Consider the following 24,611-nt stretch of genomic DNA (forward strand, 5'->3'; position numbering starts at 1 on the left):
CCCCCCGGCGGGGGGTCACCGGCCGCTCGCGTGGGGCCGGACTACGCGCAGGGCTCGAACTGCGGGGCGCCCGTCGGGGGCTTGAGGCCCTGGGCTCCCGCGAACCACTTGTCGAACAGCTTCTGGGCGGTGCCGTCCTGGTACATCTTGGTGATCGCCGCGTTGACGGCCTCACACGTCTTGGTGTCGCCCTTCTTCAGGCCGACGCCGTACTTCTCGTCGGTGAACGGCTGGCCGAGGATCTTGAAGTTCCCGCCGGCCTGCTTGGCGAAGCCCGCCAGGATCAGGTCGTCGGTCGTCACCGCGTCCAGGTTGTCGCCGCCGAGCTTCTGCACGCACTCGGAGTAGTTGGCGGCGCCCACCAGCTCGGCGTCGAGGTCGAGCTGGCCGTCCGGCGGCGGGTCGGTGATCCGCTTGTAGGAGTTGGAGCCCGCGGCCTGGCAGATGCGCTTGCCCTTCAGGTCCTCGGGCTTGGTGATGCTGGTGTCGTCGCCGCGGACCATGACGTCCTGGTGGGCCACGATGTACGGCCCGCCGAAGGTCACCTTCTCCTTGCGGCTGTCGGTGATCGAGTAGGTCGCGAAGATGATGTCCACGGTGCCGTTGGCGAGGAACGCCTCGCGGTTGGAGGACGCGGACTCCTTCCACTCGATCTCGACGTCCGCGCCGCCCGCGAGCTCCTTGACGACGTACTTGGCGACCTCGACGTCGAAGCCCTCCGGCTCGGCGCCGGTCTTCAGGCCCAGGCTCGGCTGGTCCCACTTGGTGCCGACGACGACCTTCTTGGCGCCCTTGACCTTGTCGACGACCGTGCTGTAGGCGGTGGTGTCGCCGCCGTCCCCGCCGTCGCTCCCGCAGGCCGCGAGGCCCAGCGTGAGCGCGCCGGCCGCGGCGATCGCCGCACCGATACGCAGTACTCGCATGTTCCGTTTCCTCTTCTTCATTCGGGGTGAGCAGCCTGGCCTGGGGGTCCCTGGGGGTCAGTGCGTCAGGATCTTGGAGAGGAAGTCCTGGGCCCGCTCGGTCCGGGGGTTGGTGAAGAACTCGTCGGGGGTGTTCTCCTCGACGACCTGGCCCTCCGCCATGAACACCACGCGGTTGGCCGCCCGCCGGGCGAAGCCCATCTCGTGGGTGACGACCATCATCGTCATGCCGTCGCGGGCGAGCTCGATCATGACGTCGAGCACCTCCTGGACCATCTCCGGGTCCAGCGCGGAGGTCGGCTCGTCGAACAGGATCATCTTGGGGTCCATGGCCAGCGCCCGGGCGATGGCCACCCGCTGCTGCTGCCCACCGGACAGCTGCGCGGGGTACTTCGCCGCCTGGCTGGCGATGCCGACCCGCTCCAGCAGCTCCATGCCGCGCTGCTCGGCCCGGGCCCGGTCGACGCCCCTGACCTTGACCGGTCCGAGCGTGACGTTCTCCAGGATCGTCTTGTGCGCGAACAGGTTGAAGGACTGGAACACCATGCCGACCTCTGAGCGCAGGCGGGCCAGCGCCTTGCCCTCGGCGGGGAGCGGCTGCCCGTCGAACGTGATCGTGCCGCCGTCGATGGTCTCCAGCCGGTTGATCGTCCGGCACAGCGTCGACTTGCCCCCGCCCGAGGGGCCGATCACCACCAGCACCTCGCCCCGCGAGATCGTGAGGTTGATGTCACGCAGCACGTGGAGGCTGCCGAAGTGCTTGTTGACCCCTTCGAGCACGACAAGAGGAGTCGCGTCCCCGTTCTCCGTCATGAAGACCAACGTAATTCCGTCAAGGGCACCTGGGGCTAACCCTGCGGTACCGATCCGATCACGACCTGGCCTTTCACCTTCGGAACGGCAACGAACAGGACACACTTCCCCCTCCGCGGAGGGCGTCTCCGGTCGGGGGAGCGCCTACCCTTGTATGTCGAGATGACTGCCACCGCCAAGAGCCCCCGCACGTACGAGGTCCGTACCTACGGGTGCCAGATGAACGTGCACGACTCCGAGCGCCTGTCGGGCCTGCTGGAGGAGGCGGGATACGTCCCCGCCCCGGAGGGCGACACCGCCGACGTGGTCGTGTTCAACACCTGCGCCGTGCGGGAGAACGCCGACAACCGCCTCTACGGCAACCTCGGCCACCTGCGCCCCGCCAAGGTGCGCAACCCCGGCATGCAGATCGCCGTGGGCGGCTGCCTGGCCCAGAAGGACCAGGGCGAGATCGTCCGGAAGGCGCCCTGGGTCGACGTGGTGTTCGGCACGCACAACATCGGCTCGCTGCCGGTCCTCCTCGAGCGCGCCCGGATCGCGCAGGAGGCCCAGGTCGAGATCAAGGAGTCGCTGGAGACCTTCCCGAGCACCCTGCCGACCAAGCGCGAGTCCGCCTACGCGGCCTGGGTGTCGATCTCGGTCGGGTGCAACAACACCTGCACCTTCTGCATCGTGCCGTCGCTGCGCGGCAAGGAGAAGGACCGCCGCCCCGGCGACATCCTGGCCGAGGTGCGGACCCTGGTCGGCCAGGGCGTGCTGGAGGTCACGCTGCTGGGGCAGAACGTCAACACCTACGGTGTCGAGTTCGGCGACCGGCTCGCGTTCGGCAAGCTCCTGAGGGCCTGCGGCGAGGTCGAGGGCCTGGAGCGGGTCCGCTTCACCAGCCCGCACCCGGCGGCCTTCACCGACGACGTCATCGCGGCCATGGCCGAGACGCCCAACGTGATGCACCAGCTGCACATGCCGCTGCAGTCCGGCTCCGACCGGATCCTGAAGGCCATGCGCCGCTCCTACCGGGCCGAGCGCTACCTCGGCATCATCGAGCGGGTCCGCGCGGCCATGCCGGACGCGGCCATCTCCACCGACATCATCGTGGGCTTCCCCGGCGAGACCGAGGAGGACTTCCAGGCCACGCTGGACGTGGTCCGCGCCTCGCGCTTCGCCAACGCCTACACCTTCCAGTACTCCATCCGGCCCGGCACGCCCGCCGCCACCATGGACGACCAGGTCCCCAAGCAGGTCGTGCAGGAGCGCTACGACCGGCTGGTCGAGCTGCAGAACGAGATCTCCTGGGCGGAGAACAAGAAGCAGGTCGGCCGGACGCTGGAGGTGCTGGTGGCCGAGGGCGAGGGCCGCAAGGACGAGGCGACCCACCGCCTGTCCGGCCGCGCCCCCGACAACCGCCTGGTCCACTTCGTCCCCGGCGACGAGGTCCCGCGCCCGGGCGACATGGTCAGCGTCGAGGTGACCTACGCAGCCCCGCACCACCTGGTGGCAGACGGGCCCGTGCTGGCGCTGCGCCGTACCCGCGCGGGCGACGCCTGGCAGGCCCGCCAGAACGCCCCGGCGTCCGGCGGCTCCGGCGTGATGCTGGGCATGCCGTTGATCGGCCGGCCGGCGTCCGCCGAGCAGGAGGCCGCTCCCGGCTGCGCCGTCCGCTCCTGAGCGCGAGCGGGCCCGGACCCGGAGTCCGGGGAGCGGAAGCGGACCTGAAGCGGGAGTCCTGAGCGGAGGCGGGCCCGGAGCGGGAGGCACGAGGTCCGCCGGAGGGCGGTGCCGCACGGCGCGGCGCCGCCCTCCGGCGTGCGCCGGGCAGGGCCCCCACCAGCGCGTACGGCCCGCACCCCGTGGCCGGCTCTGAGAAACCTGAAAATTCGTGATCATTCTGTGATTGCGGCGCGAGCATTTCTTTTCCGTGGTTAGTGTGATTCGGCACCCTCGGAAGCCGTGGAGGTTTCCCCGATAACCGCAGGGAGTTAGTCGAATGCACGTCCCCTCCACCCCCGACCGTCCCGGGCAGCCCGGAGAACCGGAGATCCTCGCCGGGCCCGCGGGCGGGCGCGCCGCCCGCCGGAGCGGCAGGAGCAGCCGGCGCGGCCTGGCCGTGGCCGCGGCGTCGGTCGCGGCCGTCCTCCTGGTGGGCGGAGGCGTCGCCTACACGCTCAGCGCCTCCGGCGACGAGGACGGCGCAGTCCCCGCCTCGCAGCCGACCGGGGCCGGGCAGGGCTCCTCCGCGCCGGACGGCGAGCCCGCTCCCGGCGCCGAGGAGACCCCGGCCGGCGAGGAGGAGTCCGAGGCCGCCGGCGGATCCGGCGAGAGCGCCTCCGACGGCTCCTCCGGAGGCTCGCAGGACGCGTCCGGGAGCTCCGCCGGGGCGCCCACCGCGGGCGGCTCCGGTGACGGCTCCACCGCCCCGGGCACCGGGAAGAAGCCCTCCACCTCCGCGTCGACCCCGGCGAAGGAGAAGCAGAGCGGCACGCAGACCCAGCAGGACGAGCCGGCGGACTACCCGTTCGACGGCCCGCCCGGCTTCGTCGCCCCGCAGGGCCCCTCCGGCGGCTGATGTCATCGCTCCGGCGTCCTCGGGGAGCGCCGGAGCCGGCCCGGAGATCGCCCTGGGCCGGTTGGGCTAGTCTGGCGGCGTGCTTGTCGCCGCAGCCGTCTGCCCGCATCCTCCGTTGCTCGCCCCCGAGCTGGCCGGAGTCGCCGCGGGCGAGCTCGACGGGCTCCGGTCGGCCTGCGCGGTCGCGACGGCCGGCCTGCGGGCCGCCCGGCCCGACACCGTCGTGGTGGTCGGCGGGGCCGAGGAGGCCGGGAGCTACGGGCCGGACGCCGCCGGGAGCCTCGCCCCCTGGGGCGTGGACGTCCGGATCGGCCCGGGTGAGCCCGTCCTGCCGCTCTCGCTCACCCTCGGCCGCCGCCTGGTCGAGGAGGCCGGTCTGGCCGCCTCGGCCTTCCACGCGGTGCCGTTCGACGCCCCGCAGGCCGAGTGCGCGGCCCTGGGCGCGCGTCTGGCGGAGGGGGCCGGCCGGGTGGCGATGCTGGTCATGGCCGACGGCTCGGCCCGCCTGACCGAGAAGTCACCGGGTCATCTCGACCCGCGCGCCCGGCCGTACGACGACGCGCTCGCCGCCGCGCTCGCCCGGGGCGAGATCCCGGACCTCGACCCCGGTGAGGCGGCCGGGCTCTGGGTGGCGGGGCGGGCGGCCCTGCAGGTCCTCGCGGGCGCCGCCGGGCCGCTCGACGGCGAGCTCCTCCACCACGACGCCCCCTACGGCGTCGGCTATCTCGTGGCCCTGCTGCGCGCCGTCTGAGAGCCGCCCGGGGACACGCGGCGCGCGGGCCGGCCCGCCCGGCGCGGCCTCCCGGCGCCCGGCGCGCACCGGCCGGGCGCCCGCCGTGCGGAGCGCCGGCGCCCCGGTCACAGGCGCTTGGGCACGGGGACGCGCAGCAGGTCGTGGGCCAGGACGACGTCCCCGTCGAAGACGGCGCGGGCCTCGTCCAGGAAACGGGTCTCGTCGTCGGTCCCGTAGCGCTCGGAGACGTGGGTCAGCACCAGGCGCCGGACCCCGCACTCGGCCGCCACCCGGCCCGCCTGGGCGGCGGTGAGGTGGCCGTACTGCGCGGCCAGCTCCGCCTCCGGCGACAGGAACGTGGACTCGATCACCAGCAGGTCGGCCCCGTCGGCGAGCTCGAACACCCCGTCGCAGAGCCGGGTGTCCATGACGAAGGCGGCGCGCTGGCCGCGGCGGGACTCGCTGCAGTCCTCCAGCCGCACGGTGGAGCCGTCCGGCGCGGTCACCGTCCCGGCCCGCTGGAGCTCGCTGACCAGCGGCCCCTGGACGCCGCGCTCGAGCAGCCGCCCGGGGAGCATCCGGCGGCCGTCCGGCTCCTCGAGGCGGTAGCCGTACGACTCGACGGGGTGGGAGAGCGGGCGCGCGGTGAGCGTCACCGGGCCGGCGTCGAAGGAGGCGGCGGGCCCGGAGACGGGGCGCTCGGTGATCACCGAGGTGTCGGCGAAGACCGCCGCGTGGCGCAGGCGGCGCCAGTAGGTCTCCCCGCTCGCCGGGTACGCCGCCCGTACGGGATGGGCGACGCCGTCCCTGGCGATGCGCTGCACGACGCCGGGCACGCCCAGGCAGTGGTCGCCGTGGAAGTGGGTGACGCAGATCCAGGTGATGTCGTGGGCGCTGACGCCCGCGTGGAGCATCTGCCGCTGGGTGCCCTCCCCGGGGTCGAACAGGAAGCCCTGGCCGTCCCAGCGCAGCAGGTAGCCGTTGTGGTTACGGTGGCGGGTGGGGACCGCGCTGGAGGTGCCGAGGACGACGAGCTCGCGAAGGGACATGATCTCCATGGTAGGAACAGCGGCCTTCGGGAGCGTGCCGACACCGCTGGGCGAGATGGCCGTCGCCGTCACGGAGGACGGGGTGGCGGCCACCTGCTGGGGCGGTGCCGGCGAGCTGATGGCGCGCCTGGCCGGGCGGCTCGGCCCGGCCGAGGCCGGCGGCCCGGAGCGCACGGCCCCGGTGCTGGACGAGCTCGCCGCCTACTACGCCGGGCGGCTGCGGGCCTTCACCGTGCCCGTCGACTGGCGGCTGGCCACGCCCGTGCAGCGCGCGGTCCTCGGCGCGCTGCACGCGACCGTGCCGTACGGCCACGCGGTGACCTACGGCGAGCTGGCCGCGCGCAGCGGGACGGGCGTGCCCGCCCGGGCGATCGGCTCGATCATGGGAGCCAACCCGATCCCGGTCATCGTGCCCTGCCACCGCGTGGTCGCGGCGGGCGGCCTGGGCGGGTTCAGCGGTGGCGAGGGCGTGGAGTCCAAACGGTGGCTGCTGACGCTGGAGGGCTACCTGCAGCCGACCCTCGACTGGGACTGACCCCGCCCCGCGGCGACCGCCCGCCCTGCCCGGGTGCTCTGCCCGGGCCCCTTGTCCGGCCTCCGCCGGACCGCCGCGGACCGCCGCGGGGAGGCCGGGGAGACGCCGCCATCCGCGTGTCCTCGCCGGTGCTGGGAGACTTGTCCCGTGTCTCAGCCACCCGTCATCGCCGTCGTCGGTCCCACCGCGGCCGGGAAGTCCGATCTCGCCGTCGAGCTCGCCCTGGAGCTCGGGGGTGAGGTGATCAACGCCGACTCCATGCAGCTCTACCGGGGCATGGACATCGGCACGGCGAAGCTGACCCCCGCGGAGCGGCGCGGGGTCCCGCACCACCTGCTGGACGTGTGGGACGTGCGCACGACCGCGAGCGTGGCGGAGTACCAGGCGATGGCGCGGCCGCTCATGGACGACCTGTCGGCCAGGGGGGCCGCGCCGATCCTGGTGGGCGGGTCCGGACTGTACGTGCGGGCCGCCCTCGACGACCTGGAGTTCCCCGGGACCGACCCGGAGATCCGCGCCCGGCTGGAGGCCGAGCTGGCGGCGGGCGGCCCGGCCCCGCTGCACGCGCGGCTCCGGGAGCTGGACCCGCAGGCGGCCGGGGCGATCCTGCCGAGCAACGGCCGCCGGATCGTCCGGGCGCTGGAGGTGATCGAGCTGTCCGGCAGGCCGTTCTCCGCCTCGATGCCGTCCTACGAGGCGGTCTACGACAGCGTGCAGCTCGGCGTCGAGGTGCCCCGGGCGGTGCTGGACGAGCGGGTCGCGCGCCGGGTGGAGCGCATGTGGGAGGCCGGGCTGGTGGACGAGGTGCGCTCCCTGGCGGAGCAGGGCCTGGCCGAGGGGCGGACGGCCTCCCGCGCGCTCGGCTACGCCCAGGTGCTGCGCCTCCTTTCGGGGGAGTGGACCGAGGAGCAGGCCATGGAGGAGACGATCCGGGCGACGCGCAGGTTCGTCCGGCGCCAGGAGTCGTGGTTCCGCCGGGACCCCCGGGTGGTCTGGCTCCCCCAGCAGGCTCCCGACCTGCTCGAGCGGGCCCTCGCCGCGGTGCGCGGTCACCGCCGTCAATAGGGTGGGGCCATGCGCTTCGTAAAGGGTCACGGCACCGAGAACGACTTCGTCATCCTTCCCGATCCGGACGGCGGGCTGGAGCTGCCCGGGCCGCTCGTGGCGGTGATCTGCGACCGCAGGGCCGGGATCGGCGCCGACGGCGTGCTGCGCGTGGTGCCCGCCAAGCTCAGCCCCGAGGTGGCCGCCCAGGCGGACGAGGCCGAGTGGTTCATGGACTACCGCAACGCCGACGGCAGCGTGGCCGAGATGTGCGGCAACGGGGTGCGGGTCTTCGCCCGCTACCTGGCCGAGGCGGGCCTGGTGGACGGCGACGAGTTCAGTGTGGCCACCAGGGCCGGGGTCCGGCGGGTGCGGCTGGAGCCGGGCGGCGACGTGACGGTGGAGATGGGAGCGCCCCGCGTGCTGGGCGAGAGCCGCACGACCGTGGCCGGGCGCGAGTACGGCGGGCTCCGCGTCGACATGGGCAACCCCCATCTGGCGTGCGTCATCGGGGACCCGGTGGCCGGGCTCGACCTGACCCGCCAGCCGGCCTTCGACCCGCTGGTGTTCCCGCAGGGGGTGAACATCGAGCTGCTCAACGCGGTGGGCCCGCGCCGGGTGGTGATGCGGGTCTTCGAGCGGGGGTCGGGGGAGACGCGCTCCTGCGGCACGGGCGCGGTCGCCTCGGCCGCGGCGGCGGCGCACCTGGCGGGGGAGAGCACGGGCAGCTGGGCGGTGGAGGTCCTCGGCGGCACCGTGACCGTCATCCTCGACGAGCGGACCAGCTACCTGTCCGGTCCCGCGGTCCTGGTGGCCTCGGGGGAGCTCGCCCTCTGACCCCTGTGGGCCCGTCCGGCTCCGTGTCCGGGACCCAATGGCCCGGCCCGGCCCCGGCCCGGCCCGACGACCGGGGCCGGGACCGGGTGCCGCGGGGCCGGATGGCCCGGGCTCTTGCCGAGTCTTCTTCTGGTGAGCCATGCTGGGTTCAATCATTAGACCGAGGAGGAGTGGCATGGCGGATCCGCAGGCGACGGCGGCGGCGGTCAAGGACGCGATCGGGGGGTTCGGCGGCGGGTTCATGGTCTCCCGCGAGACCAAGGCTCTGGGCGAACGGACCGGGCTCGACCTGTGGCCCCTGTACTTCCGCGGCCGGTGCGGGGTGCTCGGCGAGGTCGACGCGGACGTGGTCTGCTCGGCCGCGGCGTTCTTCCCCGCCGAGCAGGTGCGCAAGCACTGGGAGGCCGGCCGGGCGCTGCCGGTGGACGAGGCGGTGGCGCTCTACGCCGGAGCGTGCCAGGACTGGGGCCGCCGCCGGCTCGGCGCCTTCGCCGGGGCCGCCCGCCTGGCCGAGCTGCTGGAGCGGGTGGCGGTCTCCGCCGGCGTGCTGGGCGCCCCGCTCTTCGCCGGGTGGCGGGCCGTGCCCCTGCCCGAGGACGCTCCGGCCCGGGCCACCCAGCTGATGCACGTGCTCCGCGAGCTGCGCGGCGGGCTGCACGCGGTGGCGGTGCTGGCCGAGGGCCTGACCCCGCTGCAGGCGGTGCTGCTCGACGCGCACGTGACCCCGAGGGGCCGGATCTCCGGCCGGGACATGGCGCTCTTCCACGAGTGGCCGGAGCCGTACCCCGAGCTCGGCCCGGAGTTCGCCGAGCGCCGGGCGCGGGCCGAGGAACTCACCGACCGGTTGATGGCGCCCGCGTTCGCGGTGCTGGACGAGGCGGAGTCGGCGGAGCTGGCCGAGCTGCTCGGCGGTCTCGCGTGATCCCCGGCCGACCGCCGGGGCGCCCGCCCGGATGGCCGCGTCGTTTGGGGCATCCCCGCCGAGCTGGCAGACTGACGTGCCATGGACGTGGACATCTGGGCCTGGGTGGGAGACATCCAGCGGCAACTGCACGAAGCCGGTAACACCAACCTGGCCATGGCGATCGGCGGCATCCCCGCCCAGGCGCTCGAGGGCAGGTACGGGCAGCTCGACATGCTGGCGCCGGCCGTCGCGCAGGAGGCGGAGAAGCTGGGCCTGCCCTGGCTGGAGTTCTACGCCCGCTACTGGCATCTGATCGGCCGCGTCGGCGACCGCGCGCAGGGCGCGGTCGCGCTCGACGACGCGCGGGCGCTGGCGGAGTTCGCCCGGCGCGAGGACGTGCGCGACTGCCCCTCCGCCCCTGGCGCCGTGGAGGCGCTGGTGCTGGCGCTGGCCAACACCGACGGCCCCGGGCACGCCGCCGAGCGGATGGAGCTCCTGGCCGCCGCCGGGATCGAGCCCGGCTCGCCCGCCTACGCCGCCTACGCCGAGCAGTACGTCGCCGCCCTGGTGGACGCCGGGCGCGCCGAGGAGGCCGTAGCCCACGCCGAGTCCGCGGTCGAGAAGCTGGGCGGCGCGGGCCGTGAGGCCAGCTGGGAGCTGGGGGCGGCCTCCGCCCGGTCCCTGCTCGCCGCCGGCCGCCCGCAGGACGCGCTCACCGCCCTCGACGCCGCGGCCGGCTTCAAGCCCGACGACCCGGTGGCCAAGGCGTACCGCGAGGGGGTGCTGCGCGCGCTCGTGCTCGCCACCCTGGACCGGACCCCGGAGGCCGTGGAGGCCCTGCCCGACCTCGACGTGGTGGGCGACCACCCCCGGGTCTGGGTCGAGTGGGCACGGGCCGTGCTGAAGCTCGCGAGCTCCGAGCAGATCACCAACACCTGGCAGCTCGGCCGGATCCTCAAGCAGTGGATCGACTACTTCGCCGTCATGGGCGCCCACCGGGCCCGGGTCGAGCTGGCCCTCGTCGCCGGCGACCTGGCCATGGACCGCAAGGGCATCTGGCAGGCCCGCCTGCTGGCCGACCTCGCCCAGTCCGCAGCCTTCGAGTTGAAGGACCCGGCGGCCGTCACCGACCGGATCGCCGGCCTGCGCGCCGCCGCGGACGCGACGACGCCGCTCGCGCCCCCCGGCCCGCAGGACGAGCTCGTCGGCTACTTCGACGCCGCCGACGGCTTCAACGCCGACCCGGAGCGCTGGGTGGGCTGGCTCGCCCCGATCTCCGGGCAGGACATCGAGGCCACCCGCCGCCACACCACCACCCTCGGCTTCCTCGGCTACCCGGCCGTGGGCGCCGACGTCTACTGGGACATGCTGGTCGAGACGGGCCGGATCGAGGCCGCCGAGGAGGACGACGTCTCCTTCCTCACCGGCCTGCTGGTCGAGGCCCGGCAGGACGAGCGCCTGGAGCAGATGGCCGGGCGGCTCCCCGCCGGCCGGCGCCACCTGGCCCTGGCCCGCCTGCACCGCGCGCGGGAGCGCTGGGAGCAGGCCGCGGCCGAGGCCGAGGCGGCCGTCGGGGCCGGCGCGGGGGCCGAGGCGCGCCGCATCTGGGCCGCCGCCGTCCAGCAGCTCGGCGACAACGCCAAGGGCGCCCGGATCCTGCGCGAGCTCCTCGACGGTGAGGAGCTCGAGGGCGAGGACGTCTGGCGCATGATCACCATGGCGACCGCCGCCGAGGACTGGGAGACCGTCCGCGCCGGCGCGGCGAAGATCGGCATGCCGATCAAGCCCGGCGAGGGGCCGATCGAGGAGGAGATGGGCCTGGCGCGCATCGTCCTGCCCGCCCCCGACGGCAGCCAGCGCGCGGTCATCAGCGTGCGCACCGGCCCGGCCACGGCCCGTCTGGAGATGCCGCAGCCCCCGGGGCTGGGCTTCAACGCCGGGGACGTGGTCGTCTTCGACCCGGCGCTGCTGGAGCCCGTTCCGGAGAGCCCGGAGGAGCAGGAGCGCTTCATCCCGACGTTCGCGGCGGTCGGGGTCCTGCGGCCCGCCGGCTACACCAGCTGGTTCTTCGACGGGGTGCGGCCCGACGACTCCGAGTGGACCGAATTCACCGAGGTCATGGTCGAGCGCGGCTGGCCGATGTGGGTCTACAGCAACGAGAACTACACGGTGACCCACCCGGGCACGGGCGAGTCCCTGCCGGGCGTGTACGGCTGGATCGCGATCCCGCCGGACGCCACCCCGGTCGAGCTGGACGCGGTGCTCGACGACGTCACCGAGCGCTGGGCGCACCCGCTGGCCTGGCTCGACCTGGCAAAGGCCGTGGGCGTCGAGGTCGAGCGGCACGAGCGCATCACGCAGGAGTACGGCCTGTAGGCCACGCGGACGGAACCGGAGCACCGCCCGCGGGGGACCTCCTCGCGGGCGGTATGCTTCTCCAGCTCTAGAACATCGTTCGGTGTGTTCCCCGCTGGTCAGGAGGATTGAATGCTCGACCGATTCCGGCTGGACGGCAAGGTCGCCATCGTCACGGGGGCCTCCTCCGGGCTGGGCGTCGCCTTCGCGCGCGGCCTGGCCGAGGCGGGCGCCGACATCGCGATCGGCGCGCGCCGTGCGGACCGCCTGGAGGAGACCCGGCGCCTGGTGGAGGAGACCGGCCGCCGGTGCGTGGCGGTCGCCACCGACGTGGCCAGACCCGAGGACTGCCAGGCCCTGGTCGAGGCGGCGGTGACGGAGCTGGGCGCGGTGGACATCCTGATCAACAACGCCGGCGTCGGCACGGCGGTGCCCGCGCTGAAGGAGACGCCCGAGCAGTTCCGTCAGGTCGTGGACGTCAACCTGCACGGCACCTACTGGATGGCGCAGGCCTGCGCCCGCGTCATGCGCCCCGGCTCCTCGATCGTCAACATCGGCAGCATCCTGGGGGAGACCACCGCCGGGCTGCCGCAGGCCGCCTACAGCGCCTCCAAGGCCGGTGTCGTCGGGCTCACCCGCGACCTGGCCCAGCAGTGGACCTCGCGGCGCGGGATCCGGGTCAACTGCCTGGAGCCCGGCTTCTTCGCCTCGGAGATGACCGAGCAGTACGCCGAGGGCTACATGCAGTGGCAGCTGGAGCACCGCGTCCTGATGGGGCGCGCCGGGGACCCCGCCGAGCTGGTGGCCGCCGCGATCTTCCTGGCGAGCGACGCCGGCTCCTACGTCACGGGCGCGGTGATCCCCGTCGACGGCGGGATCCTCACCACCTGAGGCGGCCGGCCGCCCGCGCCGGGGGATCCGCCGGATGTCCCGGCCGCGGGGATCCGGCGGGCCCGCCGCTCCCGGACGGGGACCTCCCGGGCGGGCAGCCGCCTGAGCTGGGATCTCCTGGGAGAGAAAGCCCGCACTCTTAATCATCCGGTTGCGTGAACACCGCCCATCCGTCACGGACGCGTGCGAAAGTTCTTGTGACGTGTTGGAGGGGATGGAGGACATCTTGCTGGAAGTCGACAGGCTCGGCGCGGTCGTGCGCGACGAGCGTCCCTGGGGCGGGTTCGAGCGGTACACGCTCAACGAGCCGACCACGGTGAAGATCATCGACGTCGCGCCCGGCCAGAAGCTCAGCCTGCAGCGGCACGAGCACCGCGACGAACTCTGGGTCGCCCTGGACCCGGGTGCGGTGTTCGAGATCGACGGGGAGCGGATGACGCCCGCGGTCGGCGACCGCGTGCTCATCCGAGCCGGGCAGACCCACCGCCTCAGCTCCTCGGGCCCGGCCATCCGGATCCTGGAGATCGCCTTCGGCCACTTCGACGAGGACGACATCGAGCGGCTCGAGGACGCCTACGGGCGCGCCTGAGCCGGTCGGCGCGGGGTGGCGGTGAAGCACCGCCACCCTCCGGGCCGCCCGTCCGGCCGGAGCCCGGCGGAGCCTGGATCTACGCTCTCATTGAGTAGATTTGTCACTTCCGGGTAGCGGACTCCCGTGAGAGGTGGCAGCAGGATGCGGACGGACCTGGGGCGGGCGGCGGCCGCCGCGTCGCTGGTGCTGGCACTGGCCGGCTGCGGTCCGGCCGGAGACCCCTCCGGCGACTCGCCGGTGGAGGCCGGCAAACCCGCCGCCGAGGCGCTGAAGGACCTGGAGAGACTGCCGGTCAAGGGCCGCGCCCCGATGACGGGCTTCGACCGGGACGAGTTCGGGCCCGCCTGGGCGGACGTCGACCGCAACGGGTGCGACACCCGCAACGACATCCTCAAGCGCGACCTGGAGGGGGAGACCTTCAGGGAGGGCACCCACGACTGCATCGTGCTCACCGGGACCCTGCACGACCCCTACAGCGGCAGGACCATCGAGTTCGAGCGCGGGCAGAAGACCAGCATGGCGGTGCAGATCGACCACGTGGTCGCCCTGGCCGACGCCTGGCAGAAGGGCGCCCAGCGGCTCGGTGAGGAGCGGCGCAGGCAGCTGGCCAACGACCCGCTGAACCTGCTCGCCGTGGACGGCCCGCTCAACGGCCAGAAGAGCGCCGCTGACGCGGCGACCTGGCTCCCGCCGCGCCGCGCCTACCGCTGCCCCTACGTCACCCGCCAGATCCAGGTGAAGGCCAAGTACGAGCTCTGGGTGACCGCCGCCGAGAAGGAGGCGATGGAGCGGGTGCTGAAGTCCTGCTGACCTTGACGTCCTGCCGGCCCCGCGCACCCGCCTCCGCCCCGCCCCCGAGGCCGTCAGCCGTCAGTCGTCGAGCTCGCGCTTGAACTTGACGACCTTCCCGGTCTTCACCGACACGTAGACGTCGTACTCCCAGGCGCCCCTGCGCAGCTCCACCTTGCAGACGCGGTGCCCGTGCTCCCGCTCCCGCGCGACCTCGGTGACCCGGGCGCCAGGGACGCGCTTCTTCGCGGTCCTGACGGCCTCGGCGCACGAGACGGCCGCCGCGGGAGCGCTCGCGGTGGCGGCGGTGACGCCGGCGGGGGCGGCCGCCGCGCTCGCGGCGGTGGCGACGCCCCCGGCGGCCAGCAGGGCGGCGGTGGCGGTGGCGGTGAGGGCGATCCTGGTGATCATGTGGTTTCTCATGTCTCCAGGTTCCCGGGGGCGGTGATAGGGCCGCGCTAAGAACCGGCTAAAGGTCGGCCGGAGGCCGGGCAGAGGCCAGGAACAGGGTCACGCTCGCACCGCCCGCGGGGGAGACGCCCAGGGTGAGCGTGCCGCCCGACGCCTCGGCGGTACGGCGCGCGATGTCCAGGCCCAGCCCGGTCGAGCCGGCCCCGCTCGCGCCCCGCTCCAGCGCGGCGGGCGTGCCGAGGCCGGGACCGGCGTCCGTGACGGCCAGCACCGCGCCACCCGGGGCGGCGGCCAGCCGCACGCCGAAGGAGACACCTTCGCCGGTGTGCGCGAACACGTTGCCGAGCAGGGCGTCCACACAGGCGGCCAGGTCGCCCGCCGTGACCGCGACGACGAGGGGGCCGGGGGAGAGCTCCAGCTCCACCGCCCGCTCCTGGTCCTCGGCGAGCACCGACCAGAAGGCCACCCGCTCGGCGACCACCGCCGCCGCGTCGCACTCCTGACGCTCTCTCGACCGCCTCCGGGCCTGCTCGATCACCGAGGTGACGGCCCGCTCCAGCGCGTCCACCCGCGCCTCGATCCTGGCCGCCTCGTCCGGGTCGGACAGGGACTCGGCCTCCAGCCGCAGCCCGGTGAGCGGCGTGCGGAGCCGGTGGGACAGGTCGGCGGCGTTCTCCCGCTCCTCGGCGAGCAGGCCGGTGATGCGCTCGGCGAGGTGGTTGAGCGCGAGGCCGACCGCGTGGACCTCGGGCGGGCCGCCGGGCACGGTCCGGGCCGCCAGGTCGCCGGCGGCGAGCCGGTGGGAGACCTTCGCCAGCAACGTGACCGGACCGGTCACCGCGCGGGCCAGCCGGTCGGCGACCAGGATGCCCAGGCCGACCAGGACCAGCCCGAGCACCAGCAGGCCCGCCTGCACCCGGGCGACGCCCCGGGAGACCTCCTCGTCGCCGAGGAGGACCCGGACCACCGCGGTGCCGCCGGGCGCCCCTTGGACCGCGACCAGGATCTCCCGGCCCCCGGGCACCGTCGCGGTGACGCTGCGTCCCCTCGCGGCCAGCTCGACAGCGGCGGAGCGCTCCGCGGGGGAGCCGACGATCCGGCCGTCGCCGAGGAAGACCGTGGTCGGGCGCGCGGCCCGCTCCGCGGTGAGGCGCAGTGTCTCGGTGTCCACGGTGCCGACGGCGACGGCCACCGACTCCGCCTCGCCGCTCGCCCGCGCCACGGCGCCGCTCTCGGCGGCCGTGCGGACCAGGAGCAGGAGGGGGACCAGCAGGGCGACGAGGACGAGGGAGGTGGTCGCCGCGACCAGCAGCGCCAGCCAGCGCCTCACGGCCGCCTCACGCCGGCGCGGCCAGGCGCACGCCCACGCCGCGCACGGTCTGCAGGTAGCGGGGCGCCGCGGACGTCTCGCCCAGCTTGCGGCGGAGCCAGGACAGGTGGACGTCGACGGTCTTGTCCGCGCCGCCGTACGGGACCTGCCAGACGTGGGTGAGCAGCTCGCGCTTGGTGACCACCTCGCCCGGCCGGGCCGCCAGGTAGTGGAGCAGGTCGAACTCCCGGGGGCTGAGGTCCAGCGGCGCGCCGTCCAGTGTGGCCTGGCGGGTGCGCGGGTTCACCCGCAGACCGCCGACGGCCACCGTGTCGTCCGGGCGGCCGTCGCCCGCCCGCCGGAGCACCGCCCGGATCCGCGCGTCGAGCTGGGTGGCGCCGAACGGCTTGACCACGTAGTCGTCGGCGCCCGCGTCCAGCAGCCTGGCCATCTCCTCCTCGCCGTCCCTGGCGGTCGCGACGATCACCGGGACGCGGCTGACCGCGCGGAGCATGCGCAGCAGGTCCAGGCCGTCCAGGTCGGGCAGGCCCAGGTCGAGCACGACGAGGTCGGGACGCTCCTCGACGGCCAGGCGGAGGCCGTCCATCGCGGTGGGGGCGGAGGACACGGCGTGGCCGCGCTCGCGCAGCCCCCTGGTGAGGGAGGTGCGGATCGCGGCGTCGTCCTCGATGAGCAGCACGTTCGGCATTTGCCGCCACGTTATCCGGACCGGCCGTATGGGGAAACCGCGTTATCCGTGCCTTAACCGTGCTTTAGCGCTACAGGGGGTGGCAGGGTGGCAGGGTGGGGCCATGCGCAGGCGGTTCCCTCTCGTCGTGGCCGGATGGCTCGTCACCGGCGCCCTCGCGACCGGGGCGGGGGTGGCGGTGGTCGGCTTCCTCGGCGAGCCGCTGACGGCCTCCGCGCACCGGCCGCTGTCCCCGGCGGAGGTCCGCCAGGCGCTGGCCCGGGCCGCTCCGCCCGGGACGGCCTCCGGCTCCACACCCGGGACCACCGCCTCGCCCCGGGACGCCGTGGGGAGCCCCGCGCCCTCCGCCTCCGGAGCGCTCGCGGGCCGGAGCAAGGTGATCACCACGGCAGGGGGGAGCGTGATCGCCCGCTGCGACGGGGGCCTGGTCGTGCTGCGGGCCTGGAGCCCCGCCCAGGGGTTCCGGGTGGACGACGCGGAGCGGGGCCCGGCCGCCCGGGTCCGCGTCGAGTTCGAGTCGGACGAGACCGACGTCGAGGTGGAGGTGCGCTGCTCGGCCGAGGGCCTGCCGGTCCACCGGATCCACGACTGACGGCGCCGCGCCTCGGGCGGGACCGGTCAGTAGTTGAGGTTGATCTTCATTCTGACGACCCTGCCGCTCCGGACCGAGACGTACAGGTCGTACTCCCACGAGCCCCGCTCCAGCGTGACCCTCCAGTTCCAGATGCCCTGGTCCCAGACCCGCCGGACGCCGGCGACCTGGGAGCCCGGGACCTTCCGCTTCGCGATCCGGACGGCCTGCTCGGAGGTGATGTCGGCCGCGGCGACGGCGGCCGGGAGGGCCGGGGCGTCCGCGGAACCTGTCGCGAGGGCGACGCCCTGCGAGGACAGGAGGGCGGCGGTCCCGGCCGCGACCAGGGCGATTCTGGCGATCATGCTGCGCTGTCTCATGGATCATGCTTTCCCTGGTGGCTGATCGCCGGCCCGGGATCTTCGTTAAAAACTTGGCGCGGGCCGTTTCCGGCCCGCGCCCGCCGTCCACCTTCCGCCCGCCGTCCACCTTCCGCCCGCCGTCCACCTTCCGCCCGCCGTGCCCCCTTTCCGGCCGGAACCGGTACGGCGGGCGGAAGGGACGGCCACCCGGGGCGACGATGGCCTGGTACGCCCCGGGCGTGCTTCTCCGGTCAGCCCATGCAGCCGGAGCGCTCGTCGTCGACCTCGGGAGCCTCGTCGGCCACGGTGACCGAGAGCTCCGCGGTGGAGGCGACGAGACTCCCCTCGGGAGCCCTGGCCAGCTTCTCGTCCACCACGACGCCCCGCTCGCCCAGCAGCTCGTAGGTCTCCGGGTGGAAGACGAGGTCCTGGCGGACCCCGTCCGGCCCGACCCGGCCCACGGCGATGCCCGTGCGGCCCGCGGCGTCCTGGGCGTCCCCGACGATCTCCACCCCCGGGATCGTCGCGGCCGCCTCGAAGAGCGCGGCCCGCTGCGCGGCGGGCATGTAGGTCTCGCGCAGCATGTCGCCCACCTCGCCCCAGGCGCCCTCGTCCCGGGAGTTGCCGCCCCGGTTCCCGGTGTACAGATGGGCGCGCATGCCCGCGGCGTCGGTGGGCAGCTTCTTCAGCGTCGCGTAGTCGGTCCGCTCGTGGCCGGGGATCTCGCAGACGGGCAGCCGGTGCACGTCGACGGTGCCGACCGCCTCGTAGGCGTCCTGGGGGATCGGCCAGCCGGGATACGCCTTCGGCTCCAGGTGCTCGATCCGCAGGGAGCCCTCCCTGGTCCCGTCGACGGACTTCCAGATCACCCGCCGGGTCCGGTAGAGGTGACGGGTCTCGCCCCGTCCGGACGAGGCGGCGTCCATGTCGCCGAAGGCGCCGTACATGGTCTCCGACTCGACCCTGATGAACTGGTCGTCGCGCGGGGCCAGATCGGTCCGGGCGGCGCGCGCGGCCCTGCCGAGCACCTCGCTCGCCGAGACGGGCACGACCCGCGGCGACGCCACCACGGCCTGCCGCTCCGGACCGCGCGGCGCCTCCCCGCCGGGGACCGCGACGACGGCCAGCACGGCCGCGGCGGCGGCCAGCGCCCCGGCCGGCACCATCGTCCGCGGCCGCAGCCACCGGGGGCGCGCGGCCCGGCGGGAGGCGGCCGCCGCGGTCAGCCCCCGCCGGGCCGCGGCCTTCGCCTCGGGGTCGTACGGCGCCGCATCCGGACGGATACGGGTCACCAGCTGGATCTCGTCCTCGTTCATGCGTGCGCCTCCAGAAAACGGCGGATCTTGGTCCGGGTGCGGGACAGGCGCGAGCGCACGGTCCCGACCGGGATGCCGAGCGCCTCGGCGGCCTCCTCGTAGCTCAGCTCGGCCCAGGCGACCAGCAGCAGCAGGTCCCGCTCGGCGGAGCTCAGCCGGGTCAGCGCGGCGGCCAGGGCGGGCCGGAGCAGGTCGGCGGTGACGCGTTCCGCGCTGCGCTCCTCGAAGCCGGCCGCCCGTTCCGGGGCCTGGCGGGCGAGCGCCCTGAGCCTGCGGGTCTCGGCCCTGCGGTGGCCGGAGATCAGGTTGGAGGCGATGCCGTACAGCCAGGGGCGGGCGTCGGCCCTGCCCAGGTCGTAGCGGGCGCGTTTGCGGAACGCGACCAGGAAGGTCTCGGCCGTCACGTCGTCGGCCGAGGCGGCGTCGTCCAGCCGCCGGGCGGCGTACCGGTGGATCTCGTCGGCGTGCCGGTCGAAGAGCCCGGCGAAGGCGTCGGGGTCGGCCAGCGACCGCTCGATCAGCGCCGCGTCACCCGAGGAGGGCGAGGACGGGGCGGACACCGCGGCCCGCTGGAGGGACGTCAGCGCCATCACCTGTTTCGTCCAGTCATCGTGAAGGGGTCCTTTCGCGGGGCGCGTCCGCGCCCACACCCCTACTCCGCCGCCCGGCGCCGTGCGGTTCCCTCCTTTCCGCCGGAATCTCCGCGGCCTCCGCCGTCCGGATCCCCCGCGGCTCGGCCGCCCGGATCCTCCGGAGCGGGCCGCCCGCGGGACCCGTACGGCCGGCGGGTCCGGCGGAGACTACAGGGGCCCGCCCAGCTCGGCGCCGAACTCGGCGGCGATCCGCCGCATGCCCTCGGCGAGCTCCGCCCGGTCCAGCGTGTCGATGCGCTCGGCCGGACCGGAGACCGACATCGCGGCGACGGTCCGGGAGCCGTCGTTCACCCCCACGGCCAGGCAGTGCACGCCGATCTCCTCCTCGCCCAGGTCGAGCGCGTACCCCTGCCGGCGCACCCGCTCCAGCTCGGCGAGCATGCCCGGCAGGCCGGTGATCGTGTTGGCGGTCCGGCGGGGCATGCCGGTCCGCTCGACGAGCGCGGCCACCTCGGCGTCCGGCCGGTCGGCCAGCAGGACCTTGCCGACCGCCGTGCTGTGCGGCAGCACCCGCCTGCCCACCTCGGCGAACATCCGCAGCCGCCGGGGGGAGGGCACCTGCGCGACGTAGACGATGAAGTCGCCCTCCAGCACCGCCAGGTTGGCCGTCTCACCGGAGAGCGCGACCATCTTCTCCAGGTACGGCTGGGCCCACGCGCCCACCCTGCGCTCGGCCACCCCGCCGAGCCGTACCAGCGTCCCGCCCAGCGCGTAGCGCCGGTCGGACTCCTGGCGCACGTACCCCCGGGCCAGCAGCGTGCGCAGCAGCCGGTGGATCGTCCCGTACGGCAGGCCGGTGGCGGCGGACAGCTCGGAGATCCCGGCCTCGCCGCCCCGCCCGGCGAGTGCCTCCAGCAGGTCCAGCGCCCGGTCGACGGACTGCACCGTGCCCATGCCGGCGCCGCTCATCCGACCTCCCGCAGGCCGCGCAGGGAGGCGTCCAGCACCTGAGCGGTGTGGGCGACCGGGACCGGAGCCGCGCCGGAGCGGCGGATCGCCGCGGTGATCTGCATGGTGCAGCCGGGGTTGGCCGAGACCAGCAGGTCGGCGCCGGTGGCGAGCACGCGCTCCGCCTTGCGGTCGCCGAGCGCGCGGGCGGCCTCCGGCTGGAGGAGGTTGTAGGTCCCGGCGGAGCCGCAGCAGATCGACGACTCGGCGATCTCCCGCAGCTCCAGTCCGGGGATCGCGGCCAGCAGCTCGCGCGGCTGAGACCGCACGCCCTGCGCGTGGGCCAGGTGGCAGGCGTCGTGGTAGGCGACGGTGAGCGGGAGCGGGTGCCGCCGGGCGAGCGGGCCGAGCTCGACGAGGTACTCGGCCAGGTCCACCGTCCTGATCGCCCCGGCCCGCTCGGCCCACGCGCCGTCGAGGAGGTCGGCGTACTCCTTCATGGTCGAGCCGCAGCCGGCCGCGTTGACCACGACCGTGTCCACGCCCGCCCGCTCGAAGGCGGCGACCGTCCGCCGGGCGAACCGCGCGGCCTCCTCGGGGCGGCCGGAGTGCAGCGACAGGGCGCCGCAGCACCCCTGGGCGGGCGGGATCACCACCTCGCAGCCCTCCATCGCCAGCACCCGGGCGGTGGCCGCGTTGACCTGCGGGAAGAACTCGCCCTGCACGCACCCGGTGAGCATCCCGACCGTGGCGCGGCGCCTGCCGATCGCCCGCACCCGGCGCGGCAGCCGGATCCGGCGCGCCACCGGGCCGGGGGCGAGGTCGGCCATCGCGGCCAGGGACGGGTTCACCCGCTCCAGCGCGGGGGCGATCCGCCGCCGCAGGCCGCCGCTCAGCCGGAGCGGCAGCCGCAGCGCCCGCAGCCGCCGGGGGTGGGGGAAGAGCCGGAAGACCAGTTCCCGGACCGCCCGGTCCCCGGGCTCGCGGGTGTGCTCGCGCTCCACCGCGGCCCGGGTCTGCTCGATCAGCCGGTCGTACCGCACCCCGGACGGGCAGGCCGTCACGCACGCCATGCAGCCCAGGCAGGCGTCGAAGTGCCCGGCCATCTCGGGGGTGAGGGGAGTGCCCTCGACGTGCTGCTTCATCAGGTGGATCCGGCCGCGCGGGGAGTCCATCTCCTCGCCCCACAGCACGTAGGTCGGGCAGGTGGGCAGGCAGAACCCGCAGTGCACGCAGTCGTTGATCAGCTCGGGGTCCACCTCAGACGCCTCCCGCCAGCCTGCCGGGGGAGAGCCTCCGGCCGGGGTCGAACCGTTCCTTGATCCGCCGCATCAGCGGCAGCGTGCCCACCGGTCCCCAGCGGTCCACCGGGCGGGCGAGTTCCGGCGGCGCGGCGAGCACGGTCAGCCTGCCGCCGAGCGGTCCGACGGCGCCGCGCACGCCCGAGACGAACGCCGCGAACTCCGCCGGGCCGGTCTCCGCCGGCAGGGCGACGTGCAGGACCGCCGAGTCCAGCGAGCCCCGCACCCGCGCGGGCAGTCCTCGTTCGGCGACCGCCCGCAGCGCGTGGTCCACCGCGGCGGGCGGGACCCGCAGCTCCAGCAGGATCCCTCCGCCCGGCGCCTCGCCCCACCACGCGGGGGCCTGCCCGGCGGACGCGCACGGCCCGGCCCCGCCCAGCAGGTCCTGTACGGCCCGCGCCCGCGCCTCGACGGCCGTGCCGGCGGAGCCGCTCTCGACCAGCGCGCTCACCGTGAACGTCCCGCCGGGGGCCGTCCAGTCCAGCTCGACCGCGCTCGGCTCGGACTGCGAGGCCGCCAGCGCGGAGGCGGCGGCCCCGGGGGTCATGGGGCCTCCGGGCCCCACGGGAGCCCCACCGGCGCCGTCCCCGCCCGGAGCGTCGCGGGGAGGGAGGGCGGGCAGGTCCGCGGTGAGCCAGCGGCGGGCCGCCGGGAGCGGGTGGAGCCGGAAGACGGCCTCGGTGACGACGCCGAGCGTGCCGTACGAGCCGGCCAGCAGCTTGCCGAGGTCGTAGCCCGCGACGTTCTTGACGACCTTCCCGCCGGATCGGGCGACCGTGCCGTCCGCGAGCACGACCGTGACGCCGATCAGCAGGTCCCGGGGGGTGCCGTAGCGGAGCCTGCGCGGTCCGGCGACGGCGGTGGCGAGCGTGCCCCCGACGGTGGCGCCGGCCAGGAGGGGGTCGAGGGCGAGCTCCTGGCCGTGGCCGGCCAGCACGGTGGCCAGGGCGTCCAGGGTGACGCCCGCCTGCACCCGCACGACGAGGTCGCCGGCGGCGTGCTCCGGGACGCCGTCCAGACGGCGGGTGTCGAGCAGCAGGTCGCAGCGTTCGGGCGGGTTCCCCCAGTGCAGCTTGGTGCGGCCGCCGGCGGGCACCACGGCCAGGTCGTGGGCGGCCGACACGCGCAGCAGCGCCGCCACCTCCCCGGTGCTCGCGGGCAGGGCCACCCAGCGGGGCGCGACACCGGCCACCTCGTCGCCGGGACCGGCGTCCCGTACCGTCACGCCGGTCGCGAGCAGGGCCTCCCGCGCGTCCGCCTCCCGCGTCTCCGCGCCCGTTTCGTGCGCGCCCGAGTCCGTCCGCCGCTCCCGCATCTCCCGCGTTCCCGTCTCCCGGGGGCCGGTCGCGCTCATCAGAACTGCTCCGCCCGGCCGGACTCGACCAGCGGGTGCACTCCTGTGCGCACGCCGGGGACCTCGCCGCACAGGCGGGGAGTGGGGAAGACCTTGCCGGGGTTGGCCAGGCCGCGGGGGTCGAAGGCGCAGCGGAGCAGTTGCATGGTGTCCAGATCGTCGTCGGTGAACATCTTGGGCATGTAGCGGGCCTTGTCCACGCCGACGCCGTGCTCGCCGGTGATGGAGCCGCCGTGCTCGACGCACAGGTCGAGGATGCGGCCGGAGACGAGCGCGGCGCGTTCCTCCGCGCCCGGCTCGGCGTCGTCGAAGAGCACCAGCGGGTGCAGGTTGCCGTCGCCGGCGTGGAAGACGTTGGCCACCCGGATGCCGTGCTCGGCCGAGAGGCGGTCGATGCCGGCCAGCACACCGGGCAGCGCCGTACGGGGGACCACGCCGTCCTGCACGATGTAGGCGGGGCTGATCCGGCCGACCGCGGCGAACGCCGACTTGCGGCCCTTCCAGATCGCGGCCCGCTCCGCGGGGTCGTCGGCGGTGCGCAGCTCGAACGCGCCCGCGGCCCGGCACAGCCGCTCCACCTCGGCGAACTGGTGCGCCACCTCGGCGGCGGGGCCGTCCAGCTCCACGATGAGGACCGCCCCGGCGCCCGGGGGGTAGGCGCAGGCCACCGCGGCCTCGGCCGCCTCGATCGCCAGGGCGTCCATCATCTCGATCGCGGCCGGGACGATGCCGCCGCCGATGATCGCCGAGACGGCCCGCCCGCCCTGCTCGATGCTCTCGAACGCCGCCAGGAGCGTGGTCACGGCCTCCGGCGCGCGCATCAGCCGCACGGTGACCGCGGTGGCGATCCCGAGGGTGCCCTCCGAGCCGACGAACGCGCCCAGCAGGTCGTAGCCGGGGTCGTCGGCGTCCAGGGTGACGATGTCGCCGTCGGGGGTGACGATCTGAAGGGCCAGCACGTGGTTGACCGTGAAGCCGTACTTCAGGCAGTGGGCGCCGCCGGAGTTCTCCGCGACGTTTCCGCCGATCGTGCACACCTGCTGGCTGGAGGGGTCCGGCGCGTAGTAGTAGCCGTGCGGGCGGACCGCCTCGGTGATCGCCAGGTTCGTCACCCCCGGCTCCACCACGGCCCGCCGGTTCGGCAGGTCGACCTCGAGGACGCGCCGCATCCGGGAGGTCACGATCAGCACGCCGTCGGTGCGGGGGAGCGCGCCGCCGGACAGCCCGGTCCCCGCGCCCCGGGCGACGAACGGCACGCCGTACTCGTTGCAGATCCGCACCACGGCGGCGACCTGCCCGGCGTTCTCCGGCAGGACGACGACGCCGGGGACGGCCCGGTGGTGGGTCAGGCCGTCGCACTCGTAGGTGCGCAGCCGCACCGGATCGGTGATCACCGCACCTGGAGGAAGGGCCGCCTCCAGTCGCCGGACCGGCTCTCCGAGCGCGGCCGTCACGGGTGTCGTGTCCGTCAACGCGTCTCCTCCTCCAGCGGCCGTGGGAGTCCGGGGGGAACCGGCTCGCCGGGGCCGTCCGGGTCGTCGGGAACGTCCCCCTTCTCCATCCTCGCGCAGCGTGGGAGCGGCGGCGCCCGCGCCGGTTCACCCGCATCGGCCCCCGCGCCGGCGGCCGGGCGTGGGCGGCGAGGCTGGGGAGGGGAGCGGGGCGGCCGGGTGCGGGCGGGGAGAAGGGGATCGGGGTGGACGGCCGTC

General features: G+C 74.9%; 25 protein-coding genes. 12 read left to right on the top strand and 13 right to left on the bottom strand.

Annotated elements, in window-relative coordinates; translation table 11 throughout:
* Positions 1-41: 41 nt before the first annotated feature.
* The gene (locus tag ACFOWE_RS13965) at positions 42-923 is read right to left on the bottom strand and encodes a glutamate ABC transporter substrate-binding protein (protein ID WP_377287723.1); all 882 of its coding nucleotides are present in this window, start codon (positions 921-923) and stop codon (positions 42-44) included.
* 57 nt (positions 924-980) lie between these two features.
* Complete coding sequence (locus ACFOWE_RS13970) at positions 981-1,736, bottom strand: amino acid ABC transporter ATP-binding protein (protein WP_377287724.1); 756 nt, start codon at positions 1,734-1,736, stop codon at positions 981-983.
* Between the two features lie 162 nt (positions 1,737-1,898).
* On the opposite strand from ACFOWE_RS13970, the gene miaB reads away from it, so the two are divergent.
* The 3 genes from miaB to ACFOWE_RS13985 all read left to right on the top strand — a co-directional run bounded on the left by miaB (position 1,899) and on the right by ACFOWE_RS13985 (position 5,050).
* Positions 1,899-3,401 (top strand): tRNA (N6-isopentenyl adenosine(37)-C2)-methylthiotransferase MiaB, encoded by a 1,503-nt coding sequence (miaB, locus tag ACFOWE_RS13975; protein WP_377287725.1) that lies wholly within the window; start codon positions 1,899-1,901, stop codon positions 3,399-3,401.
* A gap of 319 nt (positions 3,402-3,720) precedes the next feature.
* On the top strand, positions 3,721-4,299 hold the full coding sequence (locus tag ACFOWE_RS13980) for a hypothetical protein (RefSeq protein WP_377287726.1): 579 nt from the start codon (positions 3,721-3,723) through the stop codon (positions 4,297-4,299).
* Positions 4,300-4,378: 79 nt separating this feature from the next.
* Entirely contained in the window at positions 4,379-5,050 is a 672-nt protein-coding gene (locus ACFOWE_RS13985; RefSeq protein WP_377287727.1) for a hypothetical protein, read from the top strand.
* A 107-nt stretch (positions 5,051-5,157) separates the two neighbouring features.
* Here the strand turns inward: ACFOWE_RS13985 and ACFOWE_RS13990 are convergent, their stop codons facing one another.
* Positions 5,158-6,081, bottom strand: a complete 924-nt coding sequence (locus ACFOWE_RS13990) for a ribonuclease Z (RefSeq protein WP_377287728.1) — start codon at positions 6,079-6,081, stop codon at positions 5,158-5,160.
* A 7-nt stretch (positions 6,082-6,088) separates the two neighbouring features.
* Between ACFOWE_RS13990 and ACFOWE_RS13995 the strand changes: the two genes are divergently transcribed.
* The 8 genes from ACFOWE_RS13995 (at position 6,089) to ACFOWE_RS14030 (ending at position 14,049) form a co-directional block, all read left to right on the top strand.
* Positions 6,089-6,616, top strand: coding sequence for a methylated-DNA--[protein]-cysteine S-methyltransferase (locus ACFOWE_RS13995; protein ID WP_377287729.1), 528 nt, complete (start codon positions 6,089-6,091; stop codon positions 6,614-6,616).
* A 147-nt stretch (positions 6,617-6,763) separates the two neighbouring features.
* Entirely contained in the window at positions 6,764-7,681 is a 918-nt protein-coding gene (gene miaA / locus ACFOWE_RS14000) for a tRNA (adenosine(37)-N6)-dimethylallyltransferase MiaA (protein WP_377287730.1), read from the top strand.
* A gap of 9 nt (positions 7,682-7,690) precedes the next feature.
* Entirely contained in the window at positions 7,691-8,497 is an 807-nt protein-coding gene (dapF, locus tag ACFOWE_RS14005; RefSeq protein WP_377287731.1) for a diaminopimelate epimerase, read from the top strand.
* A gap of 175 nt (positions 8,498-8,672) precedes the next feature.
* The gene (locus ACFOWE_RS14010; RefSeq protein WP_377287732.1) at positions 8,673-9,419 is read left to right on the top strand and encodes an SCO6745 family protein; all 747 of its coding nucleotides are present in this window, start codon (positions 8,673-8,675) and stop codon (positions 9,417-9,419) included.
* 81 nt (positions 9,420-9,500) lie between these two features.
* Positions 9,501-11,777, top strand: a complete 2,277-nt coding sequence (locus ACFOWE_RS14015; RefSeq protein ID WP_377287733.1) for a tetratricopeptide repeat protein — start codon at positions 9,501-9,503, stop codon at positions 11,775-11,777.
* A gap of 111 nt (positions 11,778-11,888) precedes the next feature.
* Positions 11,889-12,647, top strand: coding sequence for an SDR family NAD(P)-dependent oxidoreductase (locus ACFOWE_RS14020; protein ID WP_377287734.1), 759 nt, complete (start codon positions 11,889-11,891; stop codon positions 12,645-12,647).
* 226 nt (positions 12,648-12,873) lie between these two features.
* The gene (locus tag ACFOWE_RS14025) at positions 12,874-13,236 is read left to right on the top strand and encodes a phosphomannose isomerase type II C-terminal cupin domain (RefSeq protein ID WP_377287735.1); all 363 of its coding nucleotides are present in this window, start codon (positions 12,874-12,876) and stop codon (positions 13,234-13,236) included.
* Between the two features lie 144 nt (positions 13,237-13,380).
* Complete coding sequence (locus tag ACFOWE_RS14030; RefSeq protein ID WP_377287736.1) at positions 13,381-14,049, top strand: HNH endonuclease family protein; 669 nt, start codon at positions 13,381-13,383, stop codon at positions 14,047-14,049.
* A 60-nt stretch (positions 14,050-14,109) separates the two neighbouring features.
* Here ACFOWE_RS14030 and ACFOWE_RS14035 read toward each other — a convergent pair whose 3' ends face one another.
* The 3 genes from ACFOWE_RS14035 to ACFOWE_RS14045 are packed head-to-tail and all read right to left on the bottom strand — an operon-like array spanning position 14,110 to position 16,457.
* Complete coding sequence (locus ACFOWE_RS14035; protein WP_377287737.1) at positions 14,110-14,451, bottom strand: PepSY domain-containing protein; 342 nt, start codon at positions 14,449-14,451, stop codon at positions 14,110-14,112.
* Between the two features lie 46 nt (positions 14,452-14,497).
* Complete coding sequence (locus ACFOWE_RS14040) at positions 14,498-15,769, bottom strand: HAMP domain-containing sensor histidine kinase (RefSeq protein ID WP_377287738.1); 1,272 nt, start codon at positions 15,767-15,769, stop codon at positions 14,498-14,500.
* Positions 15,770-15,776: 7 nt separating this feature from the next.
* Positions 15,777-16,457 (bottom strand): response regulator transcription factor, encoded by a 681-nt coding sequence (locus ACFOWE_RS14045; RefSeq protein ID WP_377287739.1) that lies wholly within the window; start codon positions 16,455-16,457, stop codon positions 15,777-15,779.
* Positions 16,458-16,560: 103 nt separating this feature from the next.
* Here ACFOWE_RS14045 and ACFOWE_RS14050 point away from each other — a divergent pair, with 103 nt between their 5' ends.
* Positions 16,561-17,049, top strand: coding sequence for a hypothetical protein (locus tag ACFOWE_RS14050; RefSeq protein ID WP_377287740.1), 489 nt, complete (start codon positions 16,561-16,563; stop codon positions 17,047-17,049).
* 26 nt (positions 17,050-17,075) lie between these two features.
* Here the strand turns inward: ACFOWE_RS14050 and ACFOWE_RS14055 are convergent, their stop codons facing one another.
* The 7 genes from ACFOWE_RS14055 to ACFOWE_RS14085 form a co-directional block, all read right to left on the bottom strand.
* Positions 17,076-17,408 (bottom strand): PepSY domain-containing protein, encoded by a 333-nt coding sequence (locus ACFOWE_RS14055; protein ID WP_377287741.1) that lies wholly within the window; start codon positions 17,406-17,408, stop codon positions 17,076-17,078.
* A 233-nt stretch (positions 17,409-17,641) separates the two neighbouring features.
* Positions 17,642-18,706, bottom strand: a complete 1,065-nt coding sequence (locus ACFOWE_RS14060; protein WP_377287742.1) for a CU044_5270 family protein — start codon at positions 18,704-18,706, stop codon at positions 17,642-17,644.
* Positions 18,703-19,296, bottom strand: a complete 594-nt coding sequence (locus tag ACFOWE_RS14065) for an RNA polymerase sigma factor (RefSeq protein ID WP_377287743.1) — start codon at positions 19,294-19,296, stop codon at positions 18,703-18,705. Before ACFOWE_RS14065 ends, ACFOWE_RS14060 begins: the two co-directional genes overlap by 4 nt.
* Before the next feature lie 210 nt (positions 19,297-19,506).
* The gene (locus tag ACFOWE_RS14070) at positions 19,507-20,268 is read right to left on the bottom strand and encodes an IclR family transcriptional regulator (protein WP_377287744.1); all 762 of its coding nucleotides are present in this window, start codon (positions 20,266-20,268) and stop codon (positions 19,507-19,509) included.
* Positions 20,265-21,506 carry a (Fe-S)-binding protein gene (locus ACFOWE_RS14075; protein ID WP_377287745.1) on the bottom strand — a complete coding sequence of 414 codons (1,242 nt, stop codon included), beginning with the start codon at positions 21,504-21,506 and terminating at the stop codon, positions 20,265-20,267. The genes ACFOWE_RS14070 and ACFOWE_RS14075 overlap by 4 nt, the downstream gene beginning before the upstream one ends.
* A 1-nt stretch (position 21,507) precedes the next feature.
* Positions 21,508-22,902, bottom strand: coding sequence for an FAD-binding oxidoreductase (locus tag ACFOWE_RS14080; RefSeq protein ID WP_377287746.1), 1,395 nt, complete (start codon positions 22,900-22,902; stop codon positions 21,508-21,510).
* Entirely contained in the window at positions 22,902-24,323 is a 1,422-nt protein-coding gene (locus tag ACFOWE_RS14085) for an FAD-linked oxidase C-terminal domain-containing protein (protein WP_377289112.1), read from the bottom strand. Before ACFOWE_RS14085 ends, ACFOWE_RS14080 begins: the two co-directional genes overlap by 1 nt.
* Positions 24,324-24,611: the final 288 nt, after the last annotated feature.

The organism is Planomonospora corallina (assembly GCF_042650625.1).
Lineage (GTDB): Bacteria > Actinomycetota > Actinomycetes > Streptosporangiales > Streptosporangiaceae > Planomonospora_B > Planomonospora_B corallina.